This window comes from Massilia orientalis (assembly GCF_030411975.2).
Lineage (GTDB): Bacteria > Pseudomonadota > Gammaproteobacteria > Burkholderiales > Burkholderiaceae_D > Telluria > Telluria orientalis.
The window spans coordinates 1-10,885 of sequence record NZ_JASNRB020000055.1; the positions used below are offsets into that span (position 1 = coordinate 1).

General features: G+C 68.3%; 9 protein-coding genes. 1 reads left to right on the top strand and 8 read right to left on the bottom strand.

What is annotated here, in order from left to right; genetic code table 11:
• Nucleotides 1-114: 114 nt before the first annotated feature.
• Entirely contained in the window at nucleotides 115-960 is an 846-nt protein-coding gene (locus tag QPK29_RS32960) for an aldo/keto reductase family oxidoreductase (RefSeq protein WP_371772369.1), read from the bottom strand.
• 115 nt (nucleotides 961-1,075) lie between these two features.
• Between QPK29_RS32960 and QPK29_RS32965 the strand changes: the two genes are divergently transcribed.
• Complete coding sequence (locus QPK29_RS32965) at nucleotides 1,076-1,975, top strand: LysR family transcriptional regulator (RefSeq protein WP_371772368.1); 900 nt, start codon at nucleotides 1,076-1,078, stop codon at nucleotides 1,973-1,975.
• Here QPK29_RS32965 and QPK29_RS32970 read toward each other — a convergent pair.
• The 7 genes from QPK29_RS32970 to QPK29_RS33000 all read right to left on the bottom strand — a co-directional run bounded on the left by QPK29_RS32970 (nucleotide 1,969) and on the right by QPK29_RS33000 (nucleotide 10,570).
• Nucleotides 1,969-2,445 carry a YbhB/YbcL family Raf kinase inhibitor-like protein gene (locus tag QPK29_RS32970; RefSeq protein WP_371772367.1) on the bottom strand — a complete coding sequence of 159 codons (477 nt, stop codon included), beginning with the start codon at nucleotides 2,443-2,445 and terminating at the stop codon, nucleotides 1,969-1,971. The genes QPK29_RS32965 and QPK29_RS32970 overlap by 7 nt on opposite strands.
• A gap of 295 nt (nucleotides 2,446-2,740) precedes the next feature.
• Nucleotides 2,741-3,211, bottom strand: coding sequence for a DUF6328 family protein (locus QPK29_RS32975; protein WP_056131066.1), 471 nt, complete (start codon nucleotides 3,209-3,211; stop codon nucleotides 2,741-2,743).
• 60 nt (nucleotides 3,212-3,271) lie between these two features.
• Nucleotides 3,272-4,414, bottom strand: coding sequence for a VWA domain-containing protein (locus QPK29_RS32980; RefSeq protein ID WP_371772366.1), 1,143 nt, complete (start codon nucleotides 4,412-4,414; stop codon nucleotides 3,272-3,274).
• On the bottom strand, nucleotides 4,404-6,617 hold the full coding sequence (locus tag QPK29_RS32985; protein ID WP_371772365.1) for a DUF5682 family protein: 2,214 nt from the start codon (nucleotides 6,615-6,617) through the stop codon (nucleotides 4,404-4,406). Before QPK29_RS32985 ends, QPK29_RS32980 begins: the two co-directional genes overlap by 11 nt.
• 7 nt (nucleotides 6,618-6,624) lie before the next feature.
• Nucleotides 6,625-7,716, bottom strand: coding sequence for an ATP-binding protein (locus QPK29_RS32990; protein ID WP_056131075.1), 1,092 nt, complete (start codon nucleotides 7,714-7,716; stop codon nucleotides 6,625-6,627).
• Nucleotides 7,713-9,251 carry a DUF5691 domain-containing protein gene (locus QPK29_RS32995; protein WP_160410984.1) on the bottom strand — a complete coding sequence of 513 codons (1,539 nt, stop codon included), beginning with the start codon at nucleotides 9,249-9,251 and terminating at the stop codon, nucleotides 7,713-7,715. Before QPK29_RS32995 ends, QPK29_RS32990 begins: the two co-directional genes overlap by 4 nt.
• On the bottom strand, nucleotides 9,248-10,570 hold the full coding sequence (locus QPK29_RS33000; protein WP_371772364.1) for an SWIM zinc finger family protein: 1,323 nt from the start codon (nucleotides 10,568-10,570) through the stop codon (nucleotides 9,248-9,250). Before QPK29_RS33000 ends, QPK29_RS32995 begins: the two co-directional genes overlap by 4 nt.
• Nucleotides 10,571-10,885: the final 315 nt, after the last annotated feature.

Below are 10,885 nucleotides of genomic sequence, written 5' to 3' on the forward strand. Positions count from 1 at the left end.
TTATTAAGAAAACCCCGTCGAGTGATCTCGACGGGGTTTTTTGTTTTGGAAAAACGAAGCCCGCTCGCTCGGATTGGTACTGCCAATCCTCGCTCTGAGCGAGCTTTTTGCTTTCTAGATCCGATCGAGCTTCGCCAGCACATCCGAGGACAACACGAGATCCGCCGCCTTCAGGTTCTCGCGCAGGTGGGCACTCGACGACGTCCCGGGAATCAGCAGGATGTTCGGCGACCGCTGCAACAGCCAGGCGATTGCCACCTGCATCGGCGTCGCACCGAGTTCGGCTGCGACTGCGGACAACGCATCCGACTGCAGCGGCGAAAAGCCACCGAGCGGGAAGAACGGCACGTACGGAATACCGTCGCGCGCCAGCGCATCGATCAGCGCGTCGTCATTGCGGTGCACGAGGTTATACATGTTCTGCACACACGTGATCGGCACGATGCGCCGCGCGTCCTCGACCTGCTTCATCGTCACGTTGCTCAGGCCGACGTGCTTGATGAGACCTTCCTCGCGCAGCTCCGCCAACGTCGTCACCTGTTCTTCGAGCGATCCTTCCGCCGGACCATGGACATCCAACATGCTGCGGAAATTGACCACCTCCAGCACGTCCAGGCCGAGATTGCGCAGGTTGTCGTACACGGCCTCGCGCAGTTCCTTCGGTGACGTGGCCGGCAGCCATGCACCCTGGGCGTCGCGTCGCGCGCTGACCTTGGTGACGATGACGAGGTCGTCCGGATACGGATGCAGCGCTTCCCGGATCAATTGATTGGTGACGTGTGGGCCGTAGAAATCCGATGTATCGATGTGGTTGACGCCGAGCGTCACCGCGTCGCGCAGCACGGCGAGCGCGGCCTCCCGATCCCGCGGCGGCCCGAAGACGCCGGGCCCTGCCAGCTGCATGGCGCCATAGCCGAGGCGCCGGACGGTGCGGTCGCCGAGTTGATACGTGGTGGACATTGAGATTCTCCTTGATGGATAGTGAACAGTGCATCCACGATAAGCCCGCGACGATCTCAGGACAATCCGGCATAATCCGCATGGGTTGTACGTCAAAACGGACAATGGAAAACACATGAAAGTCGATCTCGGTGATTTGTCCGCCTTCGTCGCCGTCGCCCGCGCCGGCGGCTTCCGCGATGCCGCACGGGCCACGAGCGGCAGCGCATCCGGTCTCAGCGATGCGGTGCGGCGTCTTGAAGCGAAGCTCGGCGTGCGCCTGCTCAACCGCACCACGCGCAGCGTCGTGCCGACGGAAGCGGGCCGCAGCCTGCTTGCGCGCCTGGACCCCGTGCTCAACGAAGTCGAGAGTGCGCTCGACGTGGTCAATGGTTTTCGTGATACGCCCACCGGCACCCTCAAGCTCAATGTGCCGATGAGCGCGGCGCGGCTCGTGCTGCCGTCCATCGTGCCGCGCTTCCTCGCTGCCTACCCCGAGATCCGCCTGGAAGTGATCGCGGACGAGAGCTTCGTCGACGTGCTCGCGGCCGGCTGCGATGCGGGCATCCGCTACGAGGAAAAGCTCGAGCAGGACATGGTCGCCGTACCCATCGGACCGCGCGTCCAGCGCATGGCCGCGGCCGCGGCGCCGGACTATCTCGACCGGCGCGGCCGCCCTCGGCATCCGCGCGACTTGCTGGACCACGCCTGCATGCGCGCACGCTTTGCCAGCGGCGCGATCATCCGCTGGACATTCGAGCGCGACGGCGAGACGATCACAATCGATCCGCCCGGGCAATTGCTCGTCCAGGTGGGCGGCGCACTCGACCTGAAAATCGACGTGGCCGTCGCCGGCACGGGCATCGTCTACCTGTTCGAGGACTGGTTGCGCCCGCATATCGACCGTGGCGAGCTCGAGCCCGTGCTGGAACCGTGGTGGCCATCCTTTTCCGGCCCGTATCTCTACTATCCGGGGCGCAGGCTCGTCCCCGCGCCACTGCGCGCCTTCATCGATTTCATCCGCGCGGATCAGTGACCGCGCTGATAGGTGCCGATCAGTTCCGTCTGCGCCTTCACATGCCCCTGCATCGCCTTTTCCAGCTGGGGCTTGGTCGGATGCCGCAGGTCGGGCAGCACGGTGTCGAGCGCATACAGCTTATGCACGTAGCGGTGCCGTCCGATGGGCGGACACGGCCCGCCGTAGCGCGTGTTCTTGAAATCGTTGAGGCCGGCTTGCGTGCCGCGCGGCAGTTCCGCCTCGCGTATCCCGGCGGGCAGGTGGTTCGCCTGCGGCGGCAGGTTGTAGAGGACCGAGTGCACCCAGGTCATTTTCGGTGCCGCAGGATCGGGCGCGTCCGGGTCGTCGATGATGAGGACGAGGCTGCGGGTGTCGGGCGGGACGCCGGACCACGACAGCGCCGGCGACGTATTCGCGCCATCGCATGTGTGGATGGCGGGGATGGGGCCGCCGGGCGTGAAGTCGGCCGAGATCAATGTCAGGCTCATGCTTGCCTCCCTGGAGTCGAAACGCTACAAGCTTCGACATCGGCAAACGCTCTCGGTTGCACCGCTCCCAGCCGTCACAGCAGGCGCGCGATCGTCGCGTCGCCGCTGCGTGAACGGCTGGGCAAACACTCGCCACCGTCTGTGCTCCCCCCGATATCGGAACTTGAAGGTAGGCCAGTGTCGCCCAGTTCGTAAAATTCTTGTCCACGATGCCGTGAACACAGGAGCATTATCCGGGTGCAAGCGCCCTCATCTGTTCGCCGCCTCACACAACACGGCCGCGGCTACGCCGGCGTCAGGCCTGCGGTTCGCCGACCTGGATCGGGTCACGGCGCGGAATGAGGTACCAGAGTCCCACAAAGAGGCAGAGTGAGGCAACCGCGGCAGCGATACTGAGCGAGAGCATGTCGGTTGCAAGCGACACGACCGTCAACATGTCGAGCGACAGCCCAAGAGCCAGTGGCATCAACGCACCCCGGATGGCTTTGCGCGCTACCTTGACCATGAGCGACGTCGCGTAACCGTGCTGGGCGCGGTAATACACGGCCGGCGTCATCAGGAGAGCCATCGCGATCACCATCAAGGCGAGGCCGACCATGTGGCACGCCTGTGCGTACAGCGCGAGGTCATTGAACCGTTCGTTGAACACGGCGATCGTCTGGAAACCAAACACCGCCTGCAAGCCGGGGAGAATGCAGCGCGCCTCTTCGATGATGTCGCGCATGGCTCGGTGGTTCTTTTCTTGTTGAGAAGCTTGATCGTCCATGGGATGACAGTAGCGCCAAACACGGCTGTGTTCAACCGCCCGCACGATTGAAGCACGTGGTTACGCGTGGACGATACCCGCCTGCGACGCCCACTGTTCGAGGCTGTGCCGCTGGATCGCCGCCGCCATCAGGTCGGGGAACAGGTCGGGCGTGCAGGCGAAGCAGGGGATGCCCATCGCGGCCAGCTGCGCCGCATTGTTGCGGTCGTACGAAGGGGCGCCGCTGTCGTCCAGTGCGAGCAGGGATATCACCTGCGCGCCGCTGCCGACGAGGCTCGCCGCGCGCCGCAGCATTTCCGCATTGTTGCCGCCCTCGTACAGGTCGCTGATCAGGACGAAGATCGTGTCCTGCGGCCGCGTGACGAGGCCCTGGCAATACGCGAGCGCGCGGTTGATGTCCGTGCCGCCGCCCAGCTGCGTGCCGAACAGGACCTCGACCGGGTCGTGCAGCAGCGGCGTCAGGTCGACGACGGTCGTGTCGAACACGACCACCGACGTGGTCACCGCCTTGATGCTCGCAAGGACCGCCGCGAACACGCTCGCGTACACGACGGACGGCGCCATCGATCCGCTCTGGTCGACGCACAGCACGATGTCGCGCAGCGAGCGTCCGCGCCGGCCGTAGCCGATGCGCGTCTCCGGGATGATCGTCTGGTAGTCCGGTTGATAATGCCGCAGGTTGGCGCGGATGGTGCGCGGCCAGTCGATGTCCTGGTGGCGCGGGCGCCGGTTGCGCGCCGCCCGGTTCAGGCTTCCGGACACCGCCTGGCGCATCGGCGTGGACAGCTTCTTTTCCAGTTCCTCGACGACCTTCGCGACGACGGCGCGGGCCGTCGCGCGTGTCTTGTTCGGCAGGACGCGGTTCAGGCTGAGGAGCGTCGCGACGAGGTGCACGTCCGGCTCGACGGCCGCCAGCATCTCCGGTTCGCACAGCATCTGCTGCAGGCCGAGGCGGTCGAACGCATCCTTCTGCATCACCTGCACGACGCTGGACGGGAAGTACTGGCGGATGTCGCCCAGCCAGCGCGCCACGCGCGGTGCCGATCCACCGAGGCCGCCGCTGCGCGTGTCCGGACCGGCGCCGTACAGCGCGTCGAGCGCCGCATCGATCGCGGCATCGGCACCGCCCAAGGTGAGCGATTCGCCCGCGTCCTGCCCCAGCACGAGGCGCCAGCGGCGCGCCGCTTCCTGTTCATTCGCCATCGATGGCCTCCTGGAGTGACTGGGTCCCGAACAGTGTGTGCAGGATGGGCAGCACGCGCCGCGCACGTACCGGATCGACGGCCGTCGCCGGCGCCGCATGCGCGAGCTTGCCGCCGGCCTGCGCCGCGCGCTGGCCCAGTTCGCGCCGCTCGGGCGCGCTGAACGTGGCCACTGTCCGGCGCAGCAGCGGCAGCAGTTCCGTGAAGACGTGGTCCGGCTGCGCGAGCAGCCAGCCGTTCACGATGTTCCACAACGGGTCGCTGTGCGCGAGCAGGGCGCCGCTGCCCTGTAAAAACCCTTCGAGCCAGTGCGCGGTGACGAGCGGCGGCACGGTCGGCGAGCAGCGCAGCGCGAGCTGGCGCGCGGCGCGCCCGCTGTCCCAGCGTCCCTGCTCCGTGAGGATGCGGCCGCACCGTCCCGCCAGCAGCGGATGCGACAAATCGCTCGTCGCGCCGGCCTCCAGCGCATCGAACCAGGCCGCCGCGTGCGTCTCGTCCTGCAGCAGGCGCACGGCCTGGTCGGCCGCGATGATCTGGCCCAGCAGCGCGGCGGCCGCATCGTCCGCGACGCCGCGCAGACCGTACGGCAGCGCGATGCACGCGCGCGCCAGGAGGCCGTCGACGACGCTCCCCAGCGCCTGCGTGTCGACGTTGCGCGCGCTGCCGTAGCGCAGCACATTGACGAGCGACGGCAGCGCGGCCAGCAGCAGCCCGAGGTCGGGCGTCAACGTGCCCACTTCCTGGATGCGCGCCATCAGCGGATCGACGGCCGCGCGCAGGTCGGCCAGCAGGATCGTCTCCATCAGGCGCGTGAGTTCCGGCAGGGTGTGCGCCTGCGCCGCGCGGTCGGCGGCGAGCGCCGTCGCGGCGCTGTCGAGCGTGGCGCCCCAGCGGCTGGCGGCGATCAGGTCGACGGCGAATTCCGGCTCCCACGCGAGCTGCCATTGTTCGTGGAAGGTGCCCGTCCGGCCGCGGACGCTCTGCTGCCGCCCCCACGGGACGCCCAGCAGCGCAAGGCGATGCAGCAGCACGCTCTTTTCCAGGTGAGCGGGCTGGCGCAGGTCGAGATCGAGTTCCGTCATGTCGGCCCGCACCGGCATGCGCAGGCGCTTCTGTTGCGCGGCCACGTCCTGCGCGAGCGGCACGGCCGGCACATCGTCCGGCACGGTGCCCAGCGCTTCGTCGACCAGCAGCTCGCGCCGGATCAGGCGCAGCGGCGCGTCGCTGTCGTAGCAGAACACGGCGCGCACGGCTTCCATCAATTCATCCAGGCCAGCGCGCGGGCGGTCGCGCAGCGCGGCCAGCGTGTCGGCCAGGCGCGCGGCTTCGATCACGTGGGCGGACGACGCGTCGAGGTCGTGCTTGCGCAGCAGCGTGGCGACCTCCGTCAGCCAGTGCAGGCCGGCGCGCTCGCGATGGCGCCACAGGTGGCGATACCAGCCGGGCGCCGTCACGCCCGCGCCGTAGCCGCTGGCGAATGTAAGACGGCCGTGCGTCCACGGCACCCACGTCGCCGCAATCTTTTCCTTCGCCAGGCCTTTCAACAGATCGGCGTCGCTCTTCGCGCTGGGCAGTGTCGCGAGGGCCGGGACATGCCACGCGCCGCACACGACGGCGATGCGTTCGCGGCCCTCCTTGACGGCCTGGCGGATCGCCGTGCGCATCCACGCTTCGCGTTTTATTTCGACGTCGTCGGACGGCGGGCCGGCTTCGTTGCGCAGCGCCGTCATCATCTCGGCGATGGCGGCGAACAGGTCCAGGCTGTCGCCGCGCTGTTCGACGAGATGGTCCCACCACGTCTCCGTGTCGCCGTAGCCGGCCGCGCGGGCGAGCCAGCGCAGCGGGTCGTCGTGGATGTCGTCGTCCTTCTTGTCGTCCGCGGCACGCAACGCGAAGCGGTGCGCCTGCGGCAGGTCGCAGAAGCGGAGATTCACGCCATGTTCCGCGGCATGGCGGAGCGCCTGCCATTCCGGCGAATACTCGGCGAACGGGTAGAACACGGCGCGCTGCGGATCGGCCGGCGCGTACAGCAGCAGGGCCACGGGCGGCACCAGCTCCGCATGGCCGGCAAAGGGCGCCAGCGCATCCGCTTCCGGCGGACCCTCGACGAGGATGCAATCCGGCGCCAGCGCAGCCAGCGCCGCCGCCAGGCTGCGCGCGCAACCTGGGCCGTGGTGGCGCACGCCGAACAGGTGGACGCTCATCGCGCGCTCACGCCATCACGTCGCGGCAGGCGCGGTACAAATCCTTCCAGCCGTCGCGTTCCTTGACGACGGTCTCCAGGTATTCGAGCATCGCCACGCGGTCCTGCAGCGGATCCTTGACGATCGCGCCGACCATGCCGGCCGCAAGGTCCGCGCCGCGCAGCACGCCGTCGCCGAAGTGCGCCGCCAGCGACAGGCCGTGCGTGACGACGGAGATGGCCTCGGCGGTGCTCATGCTGGCGCTGGGGACTTTCAGCTTCGTCTTGCCGTCGCTGGTGACGCCTTCGCGCAGTTCGCGGAACACGGTGACGATGCGGCGGATCTCTTCCAGCGCCGGCGTCTCGGCCGGCAGCTCCAATGCGCGTCCGATGCTCGCCACGCGCGTCTCGACGATGCGCACTTCCTCGTCGGCCGTGCGCGGCGGCGGCAGCACGACGGTGTTGAAGCGGCGTTTCAGTGCGCTCGACAGCTCGTTGACGCCGCGGTCGCGGTCGTTCGCGGTGGCGATGATGTTGAAGCCTTTCTCGGCCAGCACCTCGTCGTCCAGTTCCGCGATCGGCAAGACCTTCTCGGACAGGATCGAGATCAGGCTGTCCTGCACCTCGCCCGGCATGCGCGTGAGTTCCTCGATGCGGGCGATGCGTCCCGTGCGCATGGCGCGCATCACCGGGCTCGGGACGATGGCTTCCTGCGACGGGCCCTTGGCCAGCAGCTGCGCGTAGTTCCAACCATAGCGCACGGCTTCCTCGCTGGTACCGGCGGTGCCGTGCACGACGAGCGTGGAGTCGCCGCTGATCGCGGCCGCGAGATGTTCGGACACCCACGATTTCGCGGTGCCCGGCACGCCGAGCAGCAACAGGGCGCGGTCGGTGGCGAGCGTGGCAACGGCGATCTCGATCACGCGCGGATTGCCGATGTACTTGGCGCTGATCGTCGCGCCGTTTTCCAGCTCGCCGCCCAGCAGGTACGTCGAGACGGCCCACGGCGACATCTTCCAGCGGGGCGGGCGCTGGCGCGTATCGACGGCGATCAGCGCTTCCAGCTCGTCGGCGTACTGCTGCTCGGCGTGCTGGCGGAGGACGGAAGAGGTGGCGGTCATGCGGGCTCCTGGAATGAAAGGGTCATCTCGTGGCGCAGGCGCGCGAGATCGAAGAATGCGTTGACGGCGTTGTCCCATTCGGCGTCGGGCTGCCAGGCCGCGCGCAGGCCTGCTTCCGACGCCACGGTGGTCGCCGGGTCGAGCGCGAGGGCGAGGCTGGACAGCATCTGGCGTACGAGCCACGGGTGGCCCATGTCGGGCAGCGGCAGCATCGATGTGCGCAGCCGCTCCAGTGCGCGCCGGCTCATGTCCTCGGACCAGGCGTGTGGCGCGCCGGCTGCGAGGCGCGTCAGCAGCCGCATCGGGAACCCGTCGCCGATCCACTTGCCGGCGAGGGCGTCGAACAGTGCATCGTCTTGTGCGATGTGGGCGGCGGCGACGTCGAACAGGCTGTCGGGCACGGCCTCGCGCAGGGATGGGCGGGCGCCCGCCGACCAGATGAGGAAGTCGAGCAACCATGCGCGTGCGCCGTCCTGGCGCTGGACGGCCAGCGCCCAGCCGCGCACGAACACGGCCGCGAATTCGCTGTGCCCGGCGAGTTCGAGGCAGGCGCGCGGTGTGCGGTCGAACTGGCGGGTCCATACGTGCGGATCGGCGGCAGCCAGCATGTCGACGACCCACCCGGCTTTTTCGCCCAGGCCGTGATGCGGCGCGGCGCCGATGCCGTCGCGCCGCATGGCCGCGTCCAGCGCTGCCGGCAGGGTCAGTTCGATGCGGTCGGATTCGATCCGCAGCAGCGGCAGCAGCCGGCCCTCCATGCGCTGCGCCAGCCGCGATCCGGGCAGGCGCGCGAGCAGGCGCTGGGCCGCGATGCGCACTTCCTTGCGACGATCGTCGAGCGCCGCTTCGAGGAAGGCTTCGTCGTCCGGCCCCAGTCCGACGGCCAGGGCGGCCAGCAGGGCCGCGCGCTGGTCCGGGGGCTCGCTGCTCCACGCCGCGGCGAGTGCGGCGAGCGCTGCCTGCGGATCGCGCGCACGCCAGTCGCGCAGCGCGGCCACGCGTTGTTCCGGCGTGCCGGTATCCCACGGCGCGGCCTCCGCATCGATGTCGGCGGCCCAGTTCCACTCCGCCTGCACGCGCGCGAGCCAATGTCCGCGTTCGCCCAGCACGGGCAGCAGCGCGGGACGCAGCGCCGGCTGGCGCGTGGCCGCATCGAGCAGCTTGGGCAGCATGTGCGCGGGCAGATGGCCGCCGTACCGGTGCAGCAGCCGGAGCCACTCCGCTTCCAGGCCGGCCGGATGCAGGTCGCGCAGCAGGAGGGTCAGGACGGCCTGCGCACGGGGCGGGCAAGGACGCAGCGTGTCGGGCGCCGAGGCGGGCACAAAGGCGGGCGCGGGCTGGTCGGGCGCGATGAAACCGCTGCGTTCCCACAGGTCGAGGGCGCCGAGCGACAGCCACAGCGCCCCTTCAGGTGCCGCCGCGGCATCGTGCGGCAGCAACGCATCGAGCGGCGCGGGGAGTCCGGCGGGCGGACGGCCGGCGCGGGCCATCCCGATTTTTAACAGCTGCCGCAGCTGGCGCGCCTCGTCGTTCATGGGAGGTCGCTGTCGATGTTGTAGAGCCGTCCGTCGTGCCAGACGGCGAGCGGCAGCAGCATGCGGCCATCCCATTCGCCGCAGACCGTGAGCGGATGGCCGCCGGAGAGAGCCAGCAGGTGCAGCGGATGGCGGAAGGATGGATGCAGCGCAATGCGGCGGCCCAGCGCGTCGCGGACGATGCCATGGTCCGCGCCGTCCGGCAGGAGGCCGCCGAGCAGCACCGGGTGGCGCTCGAGGAAGGGCTGGGCGGCGAGGGCGTCCGCGTACGTGTCCTGCAGGGTGTCGAGGCTGGACGGGCTATCGATGCCGGACAGGGGCTGTACGTCGTCCTGGCGCCGGATCTGCGCGCGCAGCGGCCATGCGCTCGGATAGAAGCACAAATCACCGTCGAACGACGTGCCCGGCGCGAGCTGCTGCTCGAAGCCCTGTGTGCCGACCGCGTACTGGAGGTGCAGGGCCCAGCGTCCCGTCGCTTCGCCCAGCAGCCAGGTCGAGCGCACGCGCAGGCGCTCGTCGTCGAACGTGCATTGGGCGAGCACGCCCCAGCGGTCCGTGACGGTTCCCTGGCGCAGGACGTCGTCCTGGCTCATCGTCCACCCGAGCAGGGCGCGCACGTCGGCCTGCAGCGCGGGCGTCAACTGCTCGATGCGTTGCCATGCCTGGACCAGCAGGTACAGCGATGCGAGTTCGTTCGCGACGAGGCTCTCGGCATTGCGCAGGCCGGATTGGTACAGCATGCTGCCCGCGCGGCGCAGACGGCGTGCGACCGGGGCGGCCTGGGCATCGGCCATGCGCGCGGCGATCGCATCCCAGAAGCCCTGGCCGCGCGAGCGCACGGACGCGAGACCTTCGCGCGCCAGGTCATGCAGCCAGGTCTGCAGGTCCGCCAGGCCGGCACTGACTTTGTCTTCGCGCTTTTCTTCACGCTTGCGAGCCTGGACCGCGGCTTCCGGACCGGTATCTTTTACGGTCGCCTTCTTTTCCTGGCGCGTCTGGCGGCCCTGCAGCCAGTCGCTCACCCAGGCCGGTGCCTCCGCCTGGCCGAACAGGGACGGTTCGGAGGTGCGCAGCAGGTACAGGCCGAGGCCGTGCTTGCAAGGGAATTTGCGGCTGGGGCACGTGCATTTGAAGGCGGGGCCGCCGAGGTCGATCTGGGTGCGATACGGTGTCTTGCCGCTGCCCTGGCATTCGCCCCACAGGGCGCTGTCGCTCGTGCCGAGATTCGACCAGTTTCGCGGCGTCGCCAACTGGCTGCCGGCCTTGGCCGAGGCGGGATCGGGCGCGAGAGCCAGGATCTGGTTGGCGTCGAGGGTCACCGGTGTCCTTCGGGCGGATTGATATATTTTCTAGTTCAGTATTCGTGATTATTGCCTAAACGTCAATTAGATGGTGGAGGCGTTGAAGTCGCGCTCGTGCAACGGTACTTGCGTAAGGGCACGTGGGTTGTTATAGTGCGCGTCCTGTTTTGCAGCGCATGAATTGAGTCGGAAACGACGGCGCGACAAAACAGACGAGGGGTTGACGAGTTAAGCGAAGCACGGCATAATCTCACTCCTCTGCTGCTGACGAACAAAACGATTCGCAAATGCAGCAAGGCAGTACCGAATACAGTTCTTTAACAATAAACAGTC

Bases quoted from the DNA above. Each gene is read 5' to 3' on its own strand.
- QPK29_RS32960 (WP_371772369.1), bottom strand. From the start codon at position 960: ATGTCCACCACGTATCAACTCGGCGACCGCACCGTCCGGCGCCTCGGC.
- QPK29_RS32970 (WP_371772367.1), bottom strand. From the start codon at position 2,445: ATGAGCCTGACATTGATCTCGGCCGACTTCACGCCCGGCGGCCCCATC.
- QPK29_RS32985 (WP_371772365.1), bottom strand. From the start codon at position 6,617: ATGAGCGTCCACCTGTTCGGCGTGCGCCACCACGGCCCAGGTTGCGCG.
- QPK29_RS32980 (WP_371772366.1), bottom strand. From the start codon at position 4,414: ATGGCGAATGAACAGGAAGCGGCGCGCCGCTGGCGCCTCGTGCTGGGG.
- QPK29_RS32990 (WP_056131075.1), bottom strand. From the start codon at position 7,716: ATGACCGCCACCTCTTCCGTCCTCCGCCAGCACGCCGAGCAGCAGTAC.
- QPK29_RS32975 (WP_056131066.1), bottom strand. From the start codon at position 3,211: ATGGACGATCAAGCTTCTCAACAAGAAAAGAACCACCGAGCCATGCGC.
- QPK29_RS32995 (WP_160410984.1), bottom strand. From the start codon at position 9,251: ATGAACGACGAGGCGCGCCAGCTGCGGCAGCTGTTAAAAATCGGGATG.
- QPK29_RS32965 (WP_371772368.1), top strand. From the start codon at position 1,076: ATGAAAGTCGATCTCGGTGATTTGTCCGCCTTCGTCGCCGTCGCCCGC.